This is a genomic window from Paraburkholderia sp. 22098 (assembly GCF_052045935.1).
In the GTDB taxonomy this organism is placed as follows: Bacteria; Pseudomonadota; Gammaproteobacteria; order Burkholderiales; family Burkholderiaceae; genus Paraburkholderia; species Paraburkholderia caledonica.
Genome location: NZ_JBQEPV010000005.1, coordinates 306,195 through 325,762 on the forward strand (window position 1 = coordinate 306,195; position 19,568 = coordinate 325,762).

The window sequence follows — 19,568 nt, forward strand, 5'->3', positions numbered from 1 at the left end:
TAAGCAGAACTTCAATCAACGATACCGGGAGCTTCAAATGACCATTCTTCCTCTTTCCCGTCGCCGTGTGGCGATAGCCGCGCTAGCCGTGATCGTCGTAGCCGGACTGGGCACGTTCGGCGCGATTCGTGTCGACGCCAGTTCGCCTGCCGCGCCGACCATCGTGCCGGAAGTCGATGTCGCCACTGTGGTGCAAAAAACCATTACTGACTGGCAGAGCTATTCGGGCCGCCTTGAAGCTGTCGAAAAAGTGGACGTCCGTTCACAGGTGCCTGGCACGATCGTGTCGGTCAACTTCAAGGACGGCGCGCTCGTGAAGAAAGGCGACACGCTGTTCGTGATCGACCCGCGCCCGTATGCGGCGGAAGTGGCCCGAGCGGAAGCGCAGCTCGCGGCCGCGCAGGCGCGCACCGGCTACACGCAAAGCGACTGGGAGCGCGCGCAGCGCCTGATCACCGACAACGCAATCGCGAAGCGTGACTACGACGAGAAGCAGAATGCCGCGCGCGAAGCGAGCGCGAACCTGAAGGCCGCGCAAGCCGCGCTCGAAACCGCGCGCATCAATCTCGGCTACACGAAGATTGTTGCGCCGGTTTCGGGCCGTGTGTCCCGTGCGGAAATCACCGTGGGCAACGTGGTGTCGGCGGGCGCGAGCTCGACGCCGCTCACCACGCTCGTGTCGGTTTCGCCGATCTACGCATCGTTCGACGCCGACGAACAAACGTATCTGCAATACCTGCGTCGTGCAAAAGACGGCGGCAAGGTGCCGGTCGAACTCGGTCTCGCCGACGAAAGCGGCTACTCCCGCAACGGCGTGATCGAGTCGGTGGACAACCGGCTCGATACGTCGTCGGGCACGATTCGCGTTCGCGCGCGTTTCGATAACCAGGACGGCACATTGATTCCGGGCCTCTACGCACGCGTGAAAGTGGGCGGCAGCGAGCCGCACCCCGCGCTGCTGATCGACGACGCCGCTGTGGGCACCGACCAGGACAAGAAGTTCGTGCTGGTGGTCGATCAAAACAATCACGTTGCGTACCGCGAGATTTCCGTCGGCGATATGCAGGGCAACCTGCGCGTCGTGAAGGGCGGACTGAAAGCGGGCGACCGGATCGTCGTCAACGGCATTCAGCGTGTGCGTCCGGGCGATGCAGTGCGCGCGCACATGGTGCCCATGACGACCGACCAGGACCCGAACAGCGCGCCGCTTGCACAGACGCGCGCCAAAGCGGACAAGAATTCGTGAGCGTCGCCGCCGCGGCATTGAACGCGCGGCGCCTTGCTCCAACCGCTTGCTCCAACATCAAGAGCTTCCAATGAACATATCCAAATTCTTCATCGATCGGCCGATCTTTGCGGGCGTGCTATCGGTATTGGTTCTGCTGGCGGGCGTCATTTCGCTCTTCAAGCTGCCGATCTCCGAGTACCCCGAAGTGGTCCCGCCGTCGGTCGTGGTGCACGCGCAGTATCCTGGCGCAAATCCGAAAGTGATCGCGGAAGCCGTCGCTTCGCCGCTCGAAGAGCAGATCAACGGCGTCGAGAACATGCTGTATATGCAGTCACAAGCAAATAGCGACGGCAATCTCACGCTGACGGTCACGTTCAAGCTCGGCACGAACCCGGACCTCGCAACGCAACTGGTGCAGAACCGCGTGAACCAGGCACTGCCGCGTTTGCCGGAAGACGTCCAACGGCTCGGTGTGACGACGATCAAGAGTTCGCCCACGCTGACAATGGTGGTCCACCTGATCTCGCCGAATAACCGCTACGACATGACGTATCTGCGCAACTACGCGCTGCTGAACGTCAAGGACCGGCTCGCGCGTATTCAGGGCGTCGGCGAGGTTCAATTGTGGGGCTCGGGCGACTACGCGATGCGTGTGTGGCTCGATCCGCAGAAGGTCGCGCAACGCGGTTTGACGGCGACCGAAGTAGTCAACGCGATTCGCGAGCAGAACATTCAGGTGGCGGCCGGTGTGATCGGCGCATCGCCTTCGGTGCCCGGTACGCAATTGCAGTTGTCGGTCAATGCGCGCGGCCGTCTGAAGACCGAGGGCGAATTCGGCGACATCATCGTGAAAACCGCGCCCGATGGCGGCGTGACTTATCTGCGTGACATCGCTCGTGTCGAACTGGCCGCGTCGGAATACGGTCTGCGTTCGTTGCTCGACAACAAGCCGGCGGTTGCGCTCGCGATCAACCAGGCGCCAGGCGCGAACTCGCTCGCGATTTCCGACGAAGTTCGCTCCGCGATGAAGGACCTCGCGCAAGACATGCCCGCGGGCGTCGAATACAAGATCGTCTACGACCCGACGCAGTTCGTGCGCTCGAGTATCGAGGCGGTCGTGCATACGCTGCTCGAAGCAATCGCGCTGGTGGTGATCGTCGTGATCGTGTTCCTGCAGACGTGGCGTGCATCGATCATTCCGTTGATCGCCGTGCCGGTGTCCATTGTCGGTACGTTCTCGCTGTTGCTTGCGTTCGGTTTCTCGATCAATGCGTTGTCGTTGTTCGGCATGGTGCTCGCGATCGGGATCGTGGTGGACGATGCGATCGTGGTGGTGGAGAACGTCGAACGGAATATCGAAAGCGGGCTCAGTGCGCGCGATGCAACCTATAAGGCGATGCAGGAAGTGAGCGGGCCGATTATCGCCATCGCGCTCACGCTCGTCGCCGTGTTCGTGCCGCTCGCGTTCATGACGGGCCTCACGGGTCAGTTCTACAAGCAGTTCGCGATGACCATCGCGATCTCGACGGTGATCTCGGCGTTCAACTCGTTGACGCTGTCGCCGGCGTTGTCCGCCATGCTGCTGCGCGGCCACGGCGCGAAGGAAGACCTGCTGACGCGTGTGATGAACCGCGTGCTGGGCCGCTTCTTCAAGGGCTTCAACAAGGTGTTTCATCGCGGCTCGACGGCATACGGCCGCGGCGTGACCGGCGTGCTGCGCCGCAAGGGTGCAATGCTCGCGGTGTACGCGATCCTGCTCGGCGCAACGGTGCTGATCTCGCGTGTCGTGCCGGGCGGCTTCGTGCCCGCGCAGGACAAGGAGTACCTGATTGCGTTCGCGCAGTTGCCGAATGGCGCATCGCTGGATCGTACGGAAAAAGTGATCCGCGATATGAGCGCGATTGCGCTCAAGCAGAAGGGCGTGGAAAGCGCAGTGGCGTTCCCGGGTTTGTCGGTGAACGGCTTCACGAACAGTTCTAGCGCGGGCATTGTGTTCGTCACGCTCAAGCCGTTCAAGGAGCGCGGCGACAAGAAGCTCTCGGCGGGCGCGATTGCCGGCGCGTTGAACCAGCAATATGGCGCGATCAAGGACTCGTTCGTCGCGGTGTTTCCGCCGCCACCTGTGCTCGGTCTCGGCACGCTCGGCGGTTTCAAGATGCAACTGGAGGATCACGGTGCGCTCGGTTACGCGGAACTGAACAAGGCAGCAGAGGCATTCGTGAAGAAGGCCGCGCAGACGCCTGAACTCGGTCCGACCTTCTCCAGCTATCAGATCAACGTTCCGCAATTGAACGTGGACCTCGACCGTGTGAAGGCGAAGCAGCTCGGCGTGCCGGTTACTGACGTGTTCAACACGATGCAGATCTATCTGGGCTCGCTGTATGTGAACGACTTCAACCGCTTTGGCCGCGTGTATCAGGTGCGGGTGCAGGCAGACGCGCCGTTCCGTCAACGCGCCGACGACATCCTGCAACTGAAGACGCGCAACGCCGCGGGCGACATGGTGCCGTTGTCGTCGCTCGTGTCGGTCACGCCGACGTTCGGTCCGGAAATGGTCGTGCGTTACAACGGCTATACCGCAGCGGACATCAACGGTGGACCGGCGCCGGGATTCTCGTCCGGTCAGGCGCAAGCCGCGGCTGAGCGCGTGGCGGCCGAAGTGCTGCCGCGCGGCGTGAAGCTCGAATGGACCGACCTCACGTACCAGCAGATTCTCGCCGGTAATGCGGGCCTGTGGGTGTTCCCGATCAGCGTGTTGCTCGTGTTCCTCGTGCTTGCCGCACTGTATGAAAGCCTGACGCTGCCGCTCGCCGTGATCCTGATCGTGCCGATGAGCGTGCTGTCTGCGCTGACCGGCGTGTGGCTCACGGGCGGCGACAACAACATCTTCACGCAGATCGGCTTGATGGTGCTGGTGGGCTTGTCGGCGAAGAACGCGATTCTGATCGTGGAGTTCGCCCGAGAACTCGAACACGATGGACATACGCCATTGTCGGCGGCGATTGAGGCGAGCCGACTGCGTCTGCGGCCGATTCTGATGACGTCGATCGCGTTCATCATGGGTGTGGTGCCGCTCGTGTTGTCGACCGGAGCCGGTTCGGAAATGCGTCACGCAATGGGTGTCGCGGTGTTCTTCGGCATGCTCGGTGTCACGCTGTTCGGGCTGATGCTCACGCCGGTGTTCTATGTGGTGCTGCGTACGTTGGCCGGCGGGACGATTCATGTCGCGCAGAAGGATTCGCCGCGCATTGGCGCACCGGTCACGGACGCCTGAGGAGAAAACAACAATGAAACGCTTTGAAAGTTTGAGTGGATGGGGCCGGGCAGCAGCCAGCGGTTTGCTGCTTGCACTGCTCGCCGCCTGCTCGGTGGAGCCCACCTATAAGCGGCCGGAAGTGGATACGCCCACCGCGTTCAAGGAAGCGCCGGTAGCGGCTTCGGCGCCCTCCGCTGCATCGGCACCGGACGCCGGCACGTGGAAGACGGCGCAACCTGCCGACGACGCGCATCGCGGCGAATGGTGGAAGATTTTCGGCGACCCGCAACTCGACGCGCTCGAAGAGCAGGCGGCCGCCGCGAATCAGGACCTGAAGGCGGCAGCAGCGCGCGTGCAACAGGCCCGTGCGGTGACGCGTGCAGCCAAATCGGACTGGTTCCCCAAGATCGATGCGGGCTTCGGCCCGACTCGCGAACGTGCGTCCGCGGCATCGCAATTCCAGCCGGATAGCGCGGGCGGCACGACCGGCACCATCTGGCGCGCGCAGGTCGGCGCGTCGTATGAAGCGGATCTGTTCGGGCGCGTCGGCTCCAACGTCAATGCGTCGCGTGCGGACGAGCAGCAGAGCGAAGCGCTGTTCCGCTCGGTGCAGTTGTCGTTGCAGGCCGACGTCGCGCAAAACTATTTCCAGTTGCGCGAACTCGATACCGATCAGGACTTGTACCGCCGCACAGTGGCATTGCGTGAAGATACGTTGAAGCTCGTCGAGCGTCGTTTCAAGGAAGGCGACATCAGCGAGCTCGATGTTTCTCGCGCCCGCAACGAACTTGCGAGTGCGCGTGCGGATGCCGTCGGCGTCGCACGTCAGCGCGCGGCGTCGGAGCATAGTCTCGCGATTCTGCTCGGCAAGCCGCCGGCAGACTTCTCGTTCGCAGAAGCGCCGCTCGTACCGGTAGCGGCGCGCGTTCCGCCGGGCTTGCCTTCGGCGCTGCTCGAACGGCGGCCGGACGTGTCGGCAGCCGAACGCGCGATGGCGGCGGCAAACGCGCGGGTCGGTCTCGCGAAGTCGGCGTTTTTCCCGAAGCTCGATATCACTGGCGCATTTGGCTATGAGTCGGCAACGTTGGGCAATCTGTTCATGTGGTCGAGCCGCGCGTTCATTCTCGGACCGTTTGCCGGCACTGCATTGACATTGCCTCTGTTCGACGGCGGCCGGCGTAAGGCGAATCTCGCGCAGGCTCGTGCGAAATACGACGAGGACGTTGCGCAGTATCGTCAGCAGGTTCTGGTCGCGTTCCGCGAAGTCGAGGACAACCTGGCCGACCTGCGCCTGCTCGACGACCAGATGCGCGAGCAGAACAATGCCGTGCAGGCCTCGCAGCGCGCGGCGCGTCTGTCGCGCACGCAGTACACCGAAGGCGCGGTCAGCTATCTGGACGTGATCGACGGCGAGCGGCAGGTGTTGAATACGCAACTGCAGGCGAGCCACTTGCAGGGCACGCAGGCTGTTGCGACGGTCAACCTGATTCGCGCCCTCGGCGGCGGGTGGGGCGATGTGGCTGCGTCCGACACCGCAGTCGGCTCCGCTGCACCGGCTGCAACGCCGGCTTCGTCAGCGGCGCCTGCCGAGCAGGTGGCCAAGCGCTAGACGTTTTACTGCTGAGGCTGGCCCCGAGTGCTGCAAACAGGCCGGATCGCGCGATGAGCGCGGTCCGGCTTTTTTCTGCGCAAATCTTTTTTAGCACTTTCCATTCGAAAATCCGTTCGTAGACCCGTAGGTATCGTGGACTCTATGATGATTCGCACCATGACGCGGGCTGTCGAACAGGCTCGCCGCGAACCACATCACGTATCAACTACAAGAGTCCACCATGCGCAATTTCGCTTTAAACGTGCGGCGTTTTTTTCACGCGCCGACGCTCGCGCTTGTCAGCGCCTTCGGCTTCGCACTGGCTCTGCCCGCAATGCACGCATTCGCAGCGGACGCGCCGACACTAAAAATCGGCACGGCCACGAGTCCGCAAATCGAGGCACTCAAAGTAGCCGTGCGCGAGGCGAAAGAGCAGGGGCTCGACGTGAAGGTCATCGAATTCACAGACTGGAACACGCCGAACGCCGCACTCGCAAATAAGGATATCGACGTCAATTACTTCCAGCACATTCCGTTTCTCGAGAACGCGAAGAAGCAGGGCGGTTATAACTTTGTCGCAATTGCCCCTGGCACGATCATGAAGATCGGTCTGTACTCGAAGAAGGTCAAACGATTCGACGAGTTGAAAGACGGCGCGACCGTGGCTATCGCCAATGATCCCGTCAATGGCGGGCGCGGCTTGTTGCTGCTGCAACGCGCGGGGCTCATCAAGCTGACGCCCGGAATCGACTATCGCGCAACCACGCTCGACATTATCGACAACCCCCGGCATCTGAAGATTGTTCAACTCGAAGCATCGCAACTGGCGCGTTCGCTCGACGATGTCGATCTTGCACAAGGCTATCCGAGCTTCATCAAGCTCGCGGGTACGACGGACCCGAATAGCGCGCTGCTATTCGACGGTCTGGAGAACAAGAACTACGCAATCCAGTGGGTCGTGCGTCCGGAGAGCGTGAACGATCCGCGCATTCGCAAGTTCATTTCGATCTATCAGCATTCGCCGGCTGTGCGCGCTGCGCTCGACAAAGCATTCGGCACTCTGTACGCGGTCGCCTGGTAAGCGGCGCATCTCGCGCTGATCAGAAACAACAGGAGTGACGCGATGCCGAAGAAGATTCTGTTGAACGCATTCAACATGAATGCAGTGGGCCATATCAATCACGGCTTGTGGACGCATCCACGAGATCGTTCGGCGCATTACACCGATCTCGACTACTGGACGAGTCTTGCGCAAACGCTCGAACGCGGCAAGTTCGACGGGATCTTTCTCGCGGATATTGTCGGCGTGTACGACGTGTATCAGGGCGGCCCCGACACGCCGTTACGCGAAGCCGTGCAGATTCCAATCAACGATCCCTCGCTGATCGTGCCCGCGATGGCGCATGTGACGCGTCATATCGGCTTTGGCGTAACGTCGAATCTGACGTATGAGCCGCCGTATCTGTTCGCGCGGCGCATGTCGACGCTCGACCATCTGACCAAAGGGCGGGTCGGCTGGAATATCGTCACCGGCTATCTGGATAGCGCCGCTCGCGGCATGGGTCTCGCGCAACAGATCAGTCACGATGACCGCTATGACCGTGCCGACGACTATATGGATGTGGTCTACAAGCTCTGGGAGCAAAGCTGGGAAGACGACGCGGTGGTGCGCGACCGCGCTTCGCGCATCTTCTCGCAACCGGGCAAGGTGCATCGCGTGAAACACGACGGTCCTTTCTATTCGATCGACGCGATTCACTTGAGCGAGCCATCGCCGCAACGCACACCCGTGTTGTATCAGGCCGGCTCGTCGAGCCGCGGCGTGGATTTCGCGGCGCGCCATGCGGAGTGCGTGTTTGTCGGCGGACAGAACAAGCAGTTGACGCGTTCGATCGTCGACGACATTCGCGCACGAGCCGTGAGCTTTGGGCGCTCGCCTGACGACATCAAGGTCTTCGCGGGCATCACCGTGGTGGTCGGCGAAACCGAACGAGCCGCACAGGAAAAGTTCGAAGAGTACCGGCGCTATGCAAGCGCTGAAGGCGGCATCGCGCATTTCTCCAGCTCGACAGGTATCGACTTTTCGCAATACGAGCTGGATGAGCCGATCTCGTATGTAAAGACGCAATCCATGCAATCGGCGGTCGAAGCCATTTCGAAGAAGAGCGTGAGCGGCGTCTGGACCAAGCGCAAAGTACTCGAACAGATGACGCTCGGCGGTCGCGCAAAACCGGTGGTGGGCTCGCCGCAGCAGATCGCGGACGAACTGGTGTCATGGGTCGACGAAGCGGGCGTCGACGGATTCAATCTGACACGCACGGTGATGCCGGAATCGTTCGAGGACTTCGTGGACCTCGTCGTGCCGGAGCTGCAGAATCGCGGCGTCTACAAGGAAGACTACGATCCCGCGCCTACGCTGCGGGAGAAGCTGTTCGGCGGCGGCCGCGCGCGTTTACCGGACGTGCATGCCGGCGCACAGCATCGGCGAGCGCCGCAAAGCGGCATCAAACAAACCGTGGAAGCCTGAGAGGAACAAAGCGATGGCTAATCTTTTCGACGTGCCGCAGTTTATCGAAGAAGCACCGTCTGCCGCGGCCGATCATCGTGCGAACGCGGCGCCGGCGCAGTCGGCCGTTGTATTCGACCACGTCGGCAAGGTATTCGCGGGGTCCAGCGGTGTCCCGACCGCGGCGCTCGCAGAGGTGACGTTGAACGTTGCGTGCGGCGAGGTGTTCGGCATTATCGGTCGCAGCGGCGCAGGAAAGTCCACGTTGCTGCGGCTCGTGAACGGACTCGAAAAGCCGAGTTCGGGCGCGGTGCGCGTGAATGGAATCAATGTCGGCGAACTCGACGAACGCGGACTCGTGACGCTGCGCCGTCGCATCGGCATGGTGTTTCAGCACTTCAATCTGCTCTCCGCGAAGACCGTGCGCGAGAACATTGCATTGCCGTTGAAGATCGCCGGCGTACCGAAAGCGGCGATCGACAGGAAGGTCGATGCGTTGCTCGAACTGGTCGGCCTCGCGGCAAAGCGCGACGCTTATCCAGCGAGCTTGTCCGGCGGACAGAAGCAGCGTGTTGGCATTGCGCGCGCACTCGTCACGGACCCCGACATTCTGCTGTGCGACGAAGCCACATCCGCACTCGATCCAGAAACGACACAAGCGATTCTCGCGCTGCTGCGTGACATCAACCGTCGGTTAAACCTGACCGTCGTTCTGATCACGCATGAAATGCAGGTGATTCGTGAGGTGTGCGATACGGTCGCCGTGATCGAGCGTGGCCGCGTAGTGGAGACGGGTCCGGTGTGGCGTGTGTTCGGCGAGCCGCAGCACGATGCAACGCGGGCGCTGCTGCGCACGCTGGTTCACGACTTGCCTGCGGATCTTGCCGATCGCGTGAAGCCGCTTGCCGGGATCGCGCAAGCCGACGCGCGCGTTCTGCTCGACGTGCGCTTTACTGGCGGCAATGCACGTGACCCGGACCTCGCCGGTCTGACTTCCGCGCTGAGCATCGACGGAGGCGGCGTGAGCTTCGTGCATGGCGGAATCGACCGCATTCAAGGGCATGCGCAAGGGCGCCTCATCGTATCCGCGCAGGTCCGTGCGAAAAAAGGCGCCACGGTGCATGCGCAGGTCGCCGCGTTGGTCGAACGCGCGCGCGGCCACGCTAACCACGTCGAGGTATTGGGTTATGTCTGATCTCTGGCTGTCGGAACTCGTCGGGGCGATACGCGATACGGTTGTAATGGTCGGCGTGTCCGCAGTAATCGCGGCACTGGTCGGCATTCCGTTGGCGCTCGTGCTGGTCACGACCACGCGCGGCGGCATCTTCGAAAAGCGCGCGGTGAACAGCACGCTCGGCGCGCTCGTCAATGCGTTTCGCTCGACGCCGTTCATCATTCTGCTGGTCGCGCTGCTGCCCCTCACGCGCTTGCTGATCGGCACGACCATCGGCGTATGGGCGGCAATCGTGCCGCTCAGCATTGCCGCGATTCCGTTCCTCGCCCGCGTAGCCGAAGTGAGCCTGCGCGAAGTGGACCGCGGCCTGATAGAAGCAGCGCAGGCAATGGGCGCGCAACGCAGGCATATCATCTGGCACGTGCTGTTGCCCGAAGCTCTGCCAGGCATCGTGGGCGGCTTCACGATCACCGTAGTTGCGATGATCGGATCTTCCGCGATGGCCGGTGCGGTTGGCGCAGGCGGCCTCGGCGATCTTGCGATCCGCTACGGCTATCAGCGTTTCGATACGACGGTGATGGTGACGGTGATCGTGTTGCTGATTGCGATCGTAACTATGGTGCAACTGGTGGGCGATCGCTTCGTGCGGCGACTCGCGCAGCGCGCGTGAGGGGTGAGTTCAAATACTGACTGCCGTGTTCGCGTCGGCCTGCTGACACAGTGCATTTGCATGACGAATGACGCGCGCCCTATCGGTCGCGGATCTCACCGCCTATCATGAAAGCTGCCGGATGCGCCGTAAGCCGCTCGCGAGCCCATTCCACCTGCACTGCAGGGTCGCCTCGAAAACATCATCACGTGGAAATAGCATGAACGATTTTCGCCAGACCGCGGCGCTGCAGACGCGCGAGGCGTCCGCCGCACCAGCCGTGCGCGATCTCGCCGGCCTGCTCGCGGCACTGCATGCGAGCGCCGCGGAGCGCGACCTTGCGGGCGGCCACGCCGCGCAGGAGAAACAGTGGATCGCCGACGCGGGCCTGCTCACGCTTGCCGTGCCGCGCGAATTCGGCGGCGAGGGCGCTTCGTGGCCGGAAATCTACGACACCATTCGCAAGATCGCGCAGGTGGACAGCGCGCTCGCGCATCTGCTCGGCTTCACGTTCTTGCAAGAGGTCAGCGTCTATGTGTGGGGTAACGCGGAGCAGCGTGCCCGCTACCTGGGCGGTACGGTAAAAGAGCACTGGTGGTGGGGCAACGCGGTGAATCCGCTCGACACCCGGCTCGTTGCCAACGCAACCGGCGACGGCGGCTATGTTCTGAACGGCGAGAAAGGCTTTTGCTCGGGCACACGCGGCTCGCAGATGATGACGGTCTCCGGACACGACCCGCAGACCGGCAGCACGATGTTCGCAGTCGTGCCGACCACGCGCGAGGGCATCACCGTCAACGAAGACTGGAATCCGATCGGGCAACGGCAGACCGACAGCGGCAGCGTGTCGTTTGTCCAGGTCCGGGTCGAGCCTGAAGAAGTCTTGCAACGTGGCGACACGCCGTATGCGAGTTTGCGCACGCTCGTCTCGCAGCAGGTCATGACCAATCTGTTCGTCGGCATCGCACAAGGCGCGCTCGATGAAGCGCGTGCGTACGTCTCGCAATACGGCAAGCCGTGGATGACTTCGGGCGTGACGAAAGCCACCGACGATCCGTATCTGATCCAGCGTTTCGGCGAAATGCGTATTCAGGCGGTGAGCGCCGAAGCGCTGGCCGTGCGCGCCGCGCAAGCGCTCGATGCCGCGTGGCGCGAAGGCCCGTCGCTTTCCGCCGAAGTGCGAGCCCACGTTGCGCTCGCTACTTCAGAGGCGAAAATCGTCGCGCATCGTGCGGCGCTCGACGTCAGCGAAAAACTGTTCGACGCCTGCGGCGCGCGCGCCACACATGCGCCGCTCGCGCTCGATCGTTTCTGGCGCAACGCCCGCGTGCACACGCTGCACGATCCGCTCGACTATCGCGTGCGCGATGTCGGCCGTTATGCACTCAGCGGGACATTGCCAGAAGTTTCTTTGTACACTTGAGGCGGTCCGCGGTGCAGCCAGTCTGCGCCGCGTTTATTCCTTCTCAAGAGATCTCCGGATTGCAGTTCAAATTACCGACCACGGCAACAGCGCCGTTTTGCCCGTCTGAAGTGCAAGGCTCGGTCGCCGTCTCGCAAGGCGCGCCTTTCTGGAAAAAGATCCTGCAGTTCGCCGGCCCCGGTCTGCTGGTTTCCATCGGCTATATGGACCCGGGCAACTGGGCGACCGACATTGAAGCCGGCTCGCGTTACGGCTACAGCCTGCTGTTCGTCGTCATGCTGTCGAGTCTCGCGGCGATGGCGTTGCAATGTCTGAGCATGCGCCTGGGTATCGTCACGGGGCGCGATCTGGCCGAATTGTCGAGGGCGCGTTATTCGCCCGCGGTCGCGCGAGGGCAATGGTTTCTTGCCGAGCTTTCGATCGTTGCGTGCGATCTCGCGGAAGTGCTTGGCGGCGCGCTCGCTTTTCATCTGCTCTTCAAATGTTCGCTTACCACGGGCGTGCTGCTGACCGCGTTCGACACGTTGATCGTGCTCGGTCTGAAGGGCAAGAACTTCCGCGATCTGGAAGCGATCATGCTTGGACTGATCGCGACGATCGGCGTCGGCTATATCGTCGAACTTGCACTCGTAAAGCCGCATTGGCCGTCGGTCGCGCAAGGACTGATTCCGTCGTGGCAGGCGTTGAGCTCGCGCGAACCGGTGTATCTCGCGATCGGCATTCTCGGCGCGACGGTCATGCCGCATAACCTGTATCTGCATTCGTCGATCGTGCAAACGCGAGCGGTGAAGCGCGATCCGGCGAGCATCGGCTCCGCGATCGGCATGTCGCGCATCGATACCATCGTGTCGTTGCTGCTGGCGCTAATGATCAACATGGCGATCCTGATTCTCGCGGCCGCCGCGTTTCATGCGACCGGCCATAATCAGGTCACCGAAATCGAAGACGCCTACAAGCTGCTCGCGCCGATTGTCGGCACCGGCTTCGCGGCGGTGTTGTTCGCGATCACGCTGCTCGCGTCGGGACAAAGTTCGACCTTCACCGGCACGGTCGCGGGACAGGTCATCATGGAAGGCTTCCTGAAGCTGAAGATCCCGTGCTGGCAGCGGCGCTTCATCACGCGCGCGCTTGCGTTGATTCCCGCACTGATCGGCGTGCAGATGATGGGCAACGGGGCGGTGGGCAAGCTGCTCGTCGCGAGTCAGGTCGTGCTCAGCCTGCAATTGCCGTTCGCGCTTTATCCGCTGATCCGCATGACCGGCGACCGCTCGCTGATGGGCGAGTTCGCGAATACGCTGCTCACGCGGATCGTCGCGTGGACGCTATTCGCGGTGATTACCGCGGCGAACCTGTGGCTCGTCGTGCAGACGGTGGGACTCGTTGGGGAATGAATGGGCGAAGTGCGGCGCGGCCTGATGCATCGCCGCGTTGCCGCGCGAAGAGCGCGAACGTCGAACAAAAAAAGGTCCGCGCAAATTGGCGGACCTTTTACTTTGAGGCTTCGGATTCGAATCGGGCGGACCAGCCGTCATCGAATTTCAATCTGGCAAGCCGCGTGGCTCAGGCGGCCTGGGCGACCTGCGCGGCTTCGAGTGCTTCCTGACGAGCGGCTGCGGCTTTCTTCGTCTTGCCGGCACGCGACGGCGGCTGGCATGCGCCGCACACGACGTTGTGCTGCAGGTCGTGCTTGTGTGCGACGAACTTGCCGGTGCAACGGCAGCACTTCGTCAACTGCAGGATGTCAGCGTCGAAGAAACGCACCAGCGTCCAGGCGCGCGTCAGGTCGAGCACCGGTTCTGTTTCGCTGTGCTTGCAGTGTTCGAGATACAGCCGATACCCTTTGGTCAGTGCATCGAGATGCGAGCAACGCGCTTCGTTCTTCAGGAACAGGTACGTGTTGTAGAACAGCGACGCGTGAATGTTCGCAAGCCACGTCATGTACCAGTCCGCCGAGAACGGCAGCATGCCCTTGGGCGGCGATACGCCCTTCACCTCGCGGTACAGGCGGATCATGCGGTCACGCGAGAGCGTCAACTCGCTCTCGAGCACCTGCATGCGTGCGCCGAGTTCGATCAACGCGATCGCACGAAACACTTCTTGTGCATCTTCCGTCAGGCTACGCTTGAGCATCGCAGTCACCCTATTAGGCAAATTGCTCAGCGGGCTGGCCTGCAAGCAGGATCGCCGCGTGAGTCGGTGCAACTGCGGTGTGCTTCGTCGTTTGCGTCAACGCCGACAGCATCGAGTGGTCGTTGAAGCGGAAGAAACACAACAGCTGATCGGAAGAGGCCAGCTTGACGATCTGTGCGAGCGACAGCCCGGCAAGCAGATCAGCCAGTTCCGACGACAAACCCAGACGGAACATTCCGATCGGTTTGTCCTCACGCAACATACGTTGCGCAAGCATGATGTACGACAGGTTAATCTCGCGGATTGAGTCCAGCGTCTCGCTGCTACGGTCCATTTTCTCTGTTTCCGAAGCCCCGAATTACTATGTCGGCTTTTTGCCGTTATGTCTTTTATGCCTCGCCGAAAACGTTGTCCTTCGGCTACAAGTCGTCCCTGATACACATGGCGACCTTTTGATACATCGCGTTACATTTCGTAACAGCTTGGGACGAATTGTATGAAGGGCAAAACCAGAAATCAATCCCTTCTCAAAAAAATATCTCGAAAAAGTACATGAAATTTCGGTAAGAATTTCATGGGCTTGTAATGGGCCGTGCTGGACGCCTTTTCCGCCTTGGCGAGCTTTCGTCAGATCCATGAAAACCCTTGTACGGCGGGGATTAGACCGTGTCGTCCGCGCAACACCGAGGCGGTTCGGAGAGAACCGGTAATTAAGACTGAATGGAAACGAAGCGAAAAGCGCGCGCCGGGTCGTGTAATTACTACCTTCCGATTTCCTGTTTCAGGGACGGACCGATTTTGTAACGAAAAGATGGCGCCCCGGTTACAAACTCAGCGAGTTTGTAACCGGATCGGTAAGAATTAGCAGCCCGTCGGGCGAACTCGCTCGACTTCGAGCCCAAACGCGGGCCGCAGGCGCGTGCCGAGCACGTTTCCAATAAAGGCGGCGACGAGCCACAGCCAGCCGTGGAGGCTGCCTGACACGATGCCGCTGAGGTAGGCGCCGATGTTACAACCATAGGCGAGGCGGGCGCCGTAGCCGAGCAGGAGGCCGCCGACGATTGCCGCGATCAGCGAGCGCGCCGGCACTTTCCAGACCGGTGCGTAGCGGCCGGCGAGCGCGGCAGCGGCCATGGCGCCGAGAATGATGCCGACGTCCATCACCGTGGTGACGTCATGTGTAACAGGCGCTGCCAGCGCGCCCGCGTTCGCGCGGGTCGCCCAGTACGGCCAGCTCGCCACGTCCACGCCCAGCGCGGCAAAAAGCTTGGCGCCCCACAACGCGAACGCCGAGGTCACGCCCCACGGACGGCCCGACAGCGCGAGCGTCGCGAAGTTGAGCAGCACAAGCGCGAGCGCGCCGACAAAGAGCGGCCACGGCCCTTGCAGCCAAGGCGATGCGCGCGACGCACGCGCCGGCTCGTTGACGAGGCGCCCGTGCCGCCGCCGTTCGACGATGACGGTCAGCGCCGCGATCGCCGCGAAAATGATCAGGTTCAGCGCGATTGCGGCGCCGGCGCCGAGCGTGTTGACCATCGACAGCGGCTTCAAGGCGGGCAGGGCGGTCCAGAACGGCATGTGCGCGGTCGCCACCACCGAGCCTGTTACAAATGCCGCGAGCGTGACGATCATCCGCGTGCTGCCGCCGCCGACGGTGTACAGCGTGCCGGACGCGCAGCCGCCACCCAGCTGCATGCCGATGCCGAACATGAAGGCCCCGACGAGGACGGACGTGCCGGCGGGCGCAACGAGCCCCACCACCGGATGGCCGAACAAGGTCCCCGACGCGAGTACCGGGAAGAACAGCACGACGCCCACGGCGAGCATCAGCATTTGCGCGCGAAGCCCGGCGCCGCGGCCGTCGGCGATAAAAACCCGCCACGCCGACGTGAAACCGAACGCCGCGTGATAGAGCGACATGCCGAGCAGGGCACCGACTATATAGAGCGCGGCCTGACGGCCACTGACGGTCTGAGCCAGATACACGGCACCGAGCGCGATCAGAAGGAGAGCCGCGGCAAGCGGTTTCGGGTTGAGGTCGAAACGGCGTGGCGCGGGAGAAAGAGTAGAGGAAAGTTCGGACATGATGAGATTGACCGTCAACGCACGCGCGCCGGCGGCCCGGCGGGCGGCTGGCGAGCGTTGTTGGCAGAGGAGCGAAAGCGCAATGAGGATCGAAAAAGATAGCACGTAGTGCATATCCTCGCAGGCGCGGGGCGCGTCGCTGTTTGTCACCGTTTGCCGCTGCTTGTCGCTGTTTGCCGCTGCCGCGCCCGATGGCGCCGACGCCGCCGCCCGCAACCCCTCACGTGCCGGCGGTCGCCCCGTGCACGCCGTCTGAGCGCCGGTTGTCGGTCAAGCCGTGCAATGCGGCTGCGGTCTGCGGATCGGCCGGAAAGAACGCTTCAATCGCCAGTTCCGACAGAGTGACGTCCACCGGCGTGCCGAACACCGTCGTCGTGCTGAAAAACGACAGCACGCCAAGCGGCGTGCGCAGACGCAGCGGCACCGCAATCTGGTTGAGCGGGCTCTCGCTGGGCTCGGGCGGCTGCGCGCCCGGCGGCGTTGGATAGGCCGCCAGTTCGTCGCGCAACGCGCTGAGCGTTTGGTCGGCGCTTACGTCGATCTGCCGTTGCAGCCGCGCGAGCACGTGCTCCCGCCACGCGTGCCAGTTGACGATGGACGAAGCAATGCCTTCCGGATGCAGGCTCAGGCGCAACGCATTCACGGGCGGCTTCAGCAGATCGGGACTCGCGCCCGACAGGAGCGGCCCGAGCGCGTTATTCTTGGCGACGATGTTCCAGTGCCGGTCGACGGCGAGCGCCGGATACGGTTCGTGGCCCTTCAACACCAGTTCGACGGCTTCGCGCGCGGCGCTCAGTTGCGGGTCCGATAGCGGACGCTCGCGAAACAGCGGCGCGTAACCGGCCGCGACGAGCAACGCATTCCGTGCGCGCAGCGGCACGTCGAGGCGCTCGGCAAGATGCATGACCATCTCGCGGCTCGGCATTGCGCGGCCCGATTCGACGAAGCTCAGATGCCGCGTCGAGATGTCGGCTTCGGCGGCGAGCAGCAACTGACTCATCCGTCGCCGCTGCCGCCATTCACGCAGCAGATCGCCGACGGTGCGGCTGGTCGCGGGCCGTGTCGACGGGGCGCTTTGCGCAGAAGAAAGTGTGTTCATGCCAACGATGATAGCTAAAGCGCCGCGCCGATCCATTACCTGCGAGGTAATGCGCTCGACGCATTGCCGCGCACGAACGTCGGGACTGCTGGCACCAGCCGCGCAATGATTACCTGCGACGTAATCGACGCGCGGCCCGCTAACCGCGAATCTTCACTCCGAGCCCGCCGCATGCGACGTGTATGCCGAGCGTAGCGCTCAGTCATTACCAATCAAGGAGTTGCAGATGAACGCGCATACCGATCTGATCGACCGTTATTTCGACGCATGGAACGAGACCGATGGCGAGCGCCGTCGCAAGCTGATCGCGGCGACATGGGCGACCGACGCCGACTACCGCGACCCGCTGATGGCCGGCTCCGGCCACGACGGCATCGACGCGATGATCCGCGCGGTCCAGGAGCGCTTTGCACATCACACGTTTCGCCGCTCGACCGACGTGGACGGTTTCGGCAACCGCCTCCGCTTTTCGTGGGCACTCGTCACGCCCGACGGCGAGGCGATCGTCAACGGCTCCGACTTCGGCGTGGTCGACGCGCACGGCCGTTTGCAGGCAGTGACCGGCTTCCTCGATCAGGTGCCCACGGGCGCCTGATCGCACGGCGCCCGCTGCGTCGCTACCGTCATCTTTACGTGGAGACGATCATGCACGAGCCCGTCATCAAGTTTGCGCGATACGCACACGCCATCGACGCGCTGCGCGGCGCGATCGCCGGCTTCGCGCTGCTCGCCGGCCCGCGGGCATTCATGTTTACCGCGTTACTCGGCTGGCGCGAACCAGTGGCGGGCGGCGCGGGGCTGATGCTGCTCGCGGCCGTCGGATGGTTGCGGTGGCGTTGCGGCGGCGCGCTGCGAGGCGTGGGCGGCACGTCGTGCACTCTTCACTGGAATCTCCCCGAAACGCGCAACGTTGCTTGCTACAATCGATTGCCGCAATGCGAGCCATTCGAATAACCGCAAGCAACTTGCATGGAGACACAGTGCTTAAGAATCTCGATCCTCTGCTCAACGCCGACGTACTGCATGCCCTGCGCTCAATGGGACACGGCGACGAGCTCGTTATTTGCGACGCCAACTTTCCGGCCAACTCCGTCGCGCGCTCCTCGGTGCTCGGCAAGCTGCTTCGTCTCGACGGCGTGAGCTCGCCGCGTGCGATCCGCGCCGTGCTCTCGGTCATGCCGCTCGATACGTTCATCGACCAACCCGCGTCGCGCATGGAAGTGGTCGGCGAGCCGCATACCATGCCCGCCGTGCAGCGCGAGGCGCAGGCCGAGGTCAATGCCGCCGAAGGGCGCGACGTGCCGTTTGCGTCCATCGAACGGTTCGCGTTTTATGAGCGCGCGCGCAAGGCGTATTGCGTGATCGCTACCGGCGAGGAGCGCGGCTATGGCTGCTTCGTCTTCACAAAAGGCGTTCTGCTCGCGCCGGACGCCCCTCGCTCGTAGTCGCCAGTCTGCCGCTTTGGGTCGTTCAAATGCTTGCCCGTCTTGGAAAGCGCGGGCAATGCACATATGCTCAGAGGCAAAGTAGGGAACTGCGGCCTTTTAGTCGGGTCTGCTGCTTATTCATCTACAGGAGTCCCCCATGACGCGTCCCGTCGATTCCGGCGTTATTCTCATCGCACGCATTGCGCTCGCTGTTCTGTTTCTATGGGGCGGTGTGATGAAACTGCTGGGCTATGCGGGCTTTGTCGGCTACCTGCACTCCAAGGGCGTGCCCTTCGTGCAGATCGCCGCGCCGATCGCCACCGCGGTCGAGGCAGTGGGTGGGCTCCTGCTGATAGTCGGCTTCAAGGTGCGCCCGCTCGCGCTGATCATGGCGGTTTATACGGTGGCTACGGCGGTGCTGGGCCACGACTTCTGGAACGTGACGGACGCCGCCTTGCAGCGCGACATGGTGATCCATTTCTGGAAAAACATTGGGATCGCCGGCGGTTTTCTGCTGCTGTTCGTGACCGGCGCGGGGCGTATCAGTATCGACGGTGCGCGCGCGCCGCGCAGCGGGTTGGGTCTTTGAGCGCACCACGCTCAGCGATTCCCCGCTGGTTTTGCCTGACTGACGTATTCCGGCTGCAAACAAGGGAGTAAATATGATTCAAAGTTTCGAGCAATCCATTGGCGGCAAAGTGTTGCAGTTGTGCGCGAGTCTTGGAGAAGGGCCCACGCCGCATCGCGTGATCATCAGCCTCGCCGAGTCCGCAAAAACACTCGTGGTGCTGGATGCGTCCGGCTTCCTGAGCGCAATCAAGGCCGAGATCGAGGAGCCCGAAAAACTGATCGCCGACGCAATCAGCAAGGCGCAAAGCGAAGGGCTGATCGAAGCCGCGATCAATACCGGAACGATTCAGGAGGCGTCGCTGTAGCGCGCCTGGCTGCTTTACGCACGCGGTCTTATTCACCGCTGACAATTCTGTCGACGACCCCCGAG

18 protein-coding genes are annotated in these 19,568 nt (G+C 62.5%); 14 read left to right on the forward strand and 4 right to left on the reverse strand.

The genetic code is table 11. The features are described from left to right. Positions 1-37: 37 nt before the first annotated feature. The 9 genes from ACTJLB_RS13075 (at position 38) to ACTJLB_RS13115 (ending at position 13,218) form a co-directional block, all read left to right on the forward strand. On the forward strand, positions 38-1,246 hold the full coding sequence (locus tag ACTJLB_RS13075; protein ID WP_020068229.1) for an efflux RND transporter periplasmic adaptor subunit: 1,209 nt from the start codon (positions 38-40) through the stop codon (positions 1,244-1,246). Positions 1,247-1,316: 70 nt separating this feature from the next. Further along, complete coding sequence (locus ACTJLB_RS13080; protein ID WP_020068230.1) at positions 1,317-4,502, forward strand: efflux RND transporter permease subunit; 3,186 nt, start codon at positions 1,317-1,319, stop codon at positions 4,500-4,502. Between the two features lie 13 nt (positions 4,503-4,515). After that, complete coding sequence (locus ACTJLB_RS13085; protein ID WP_440783511.1) at positions 4,516-6,093, forward strand: efflux transporter outer membrane subunit; 1,578 nt, start codon at positions 4,516-4,518, stop codon at positions 6,091-6,093. Between the two features lie 223 nt (positions 6,094-6,316). Further along, the gene (locus ACTJLB_RS13090) at positions 6,317-7,156 is read left to right on the forward strand and encodes a MetQ/NlpA family ABC transporter substrate-binding protein (protein WP_440783512.1); all 840 of its coding nucleotides are present in this window, start codon (positions 6,317-6,319) and stop codon (positions 7,154-7,156) included. 42 nt (positions 7,157-7,198) lie between these two features. After that, a complete protein-coding gene (locus tag ACTJLB_RS13095) occupies positions 7,199-8,602 on the forward strand; it encodes an LLM class flavin-dependent oxidoreductase (protein ID WP_440783513.1) in 1,404 nt (467 codons plus the stop codon). A gap of 13 nt (positions 8,603-8,615) precedes the next feature. After that, entirely contained in the window at positions 8,616-9,776 is a 1,161-nt protein-coding gene (locus ACTJLB_RS13100) for a methionine ABC transporter ATP-binding protein (RefSeq protein WP_440783514.1), read from the forward strand. Then, positions 9,769-10,425, forward strand: coding sequence for a methionine ABC transporter permease (locus ACTJLB_RS13105; protein ID WP_408129920.1), 657 nt, complete (start codon positions 9,769-9,771; stop codon positions 10,423-10,425). The genes ACTJLB_RS13100 and ACTJLB_RS13105 overlap by 8 nt, the downstream gene beginning before the upstream one ends. Before the next feature lie 199 nt (positions 10,426-10,624). Further along, positions 10,625-11,827, forward strand: a complete 1,203-nt coding sequence (locus ACTJLB_RS13110) for an acyl-CoA dehydrogenase family protein (protein ID WP_440783515.1) — start codon at positions 10,625-10,627, stop codon at positions 11,825-11,827. Between the two features lie 59 nt (positions 11,828-11,886). Continuing rightward, entirely contained in the window at positions 11,887-13,218 is a 1,332-nt protein-coding gene (locus ACTJLB_RS13115; protein ID WP_088173355.1) for an Nramp family divalent metal transporter, read from the forward strand. Positions 13,219-13,387: 169 nt separating this feature from the next. Here the strand turns inward: ACTJLB_RS13115 and flhC are convergent, their stop codons facing one another. The 4 genes from flhC to ACTJLB_RS13135 all read right to left on the reverse strand — a co-directional run bounded on the left by flhC (position 13,388) and on the right by ACTJLB_RS13135 (position 17,141). Next, positions 13,388-13,957, reverse strand: a complete 570-nt coding sequence (gene flhC / locus ACTJLB_RS13120) for a flagellar transcriptional regulator FlhC (protein ID WP_020068238.1) — start codon at positions 13,955-13,957, stop codon at positions 13,388-13,390. Positions 13,958-13,970: 13 nt separating this feature from the next. Further along, complete coding sequence (gene flhD, locus ACTJLB_RS13125; RefSeq protein ID WP_020068239.1) at positions 13,971-14,291, reverse strand: flagellar transcriptional regulator FlhD; 321 nt, start codon at positions 14,289-14,291, stop codon at positions 13,971-13,973. A 527-nt stretch (positions 14,292-14,818) separates the two neighbouring features. Beyond that, positions 14,819-16,042: a YeeE/YedE family protein gene (locus ACTJLB_RS13130; RefSeq protein WP_440783516.1), complete on the reverse strand. Its 1,224-nt coding sequence runs from the start codon at positions 16,040-16,042 to the stop codon at positions 14,819-14,821. Positions 16,043-16,262: 220 nt separating this feature from the next. After that, the gene (locus tag ACTJLB_RS13135; RefSeq protein WP_440783517.1) at positions 16,263-17,141 is read right to left on the reverse strand and encodes a helix-turn-helix domain-containing protein; all 879 of its coding nucleotides are present in this window, start codon (positions 17,139-17,141) and stop codon (positions 16,263-16,265) included. Positions 17,142-17,367: 226 nt separating this feature from the next. Here ACTJLB_RS13135 and ACTJLB_RS13140 point away from each other — a divergent pair, with 226 nt between their 5' ends. The 5 genes from ACTJLB_RS13140 to ACTJLB_RS13160 all read left to right on the forward strand — a co-directional run bounded on the left by ACTJLB_RS13140 (position 17,368) and on the right by ACTJLB_RS13160 (position 19,503). Beyond that, positions 17,368-17,736 (forward strand): nuclear transport factor 2 family protein, encoded by a 369-nt coding sequence (locus ACTJLB_RS13140; RefSeq protein ID WP_440783518.1) that lies wholly within the window; start codon positions 17,368-17,370, stop codon positions 17,734-17,736. Positions 17,737-17,786: 50 nt separating this feature from the next. Beyond that, entirely contained in the window at positions 17,787-18,095 is a 309-nt protein-coding gene (locus ACTJLB_RS13145; RefSeq protein WP_440783519.1) for a hypothetical protein, read from the forward strand. A gap of 26 nt (positions 18,096-18,121) precedes the next feature. Then, on the forward strand, positions 18,122-18,586 hold the full coding sequence (locus tag ACTJLB_RS13150; protein WP_440783520.1) for an RbsD/FucU family protein: 465 nt from the start codon (positions 18,122-18,124) through the stop codon (positions 18,584-18,586). A 139-nt stretch (positions 18,587-18,725) separates the two neighbouring features. Beyond that, a complete protein-coding gene (locus ACTJLB_RS13155; protein WP_020068245.1) occupies positions 18,726-19,157 on the forward strand; it encodes a DoxX family protein in 432 nt (143 codons plus the stop codon). Positions 19,158-19,230: 73 nt separating this feature from the next. Continuing rightward, the gene (locus ACTJLB_RS13160; protein WP_020068246.1) at positions 19,231-19,503 is read left to right on the forward strand and encodes a hypothetical protein; all 273 of its coding nucleotides are present in this window, start codon (positions 19,231-19,233) and stop codon (positions 19,501-19,503) included. Positions 19,504-19,568 lie beyond the last annotated feature (65 nt).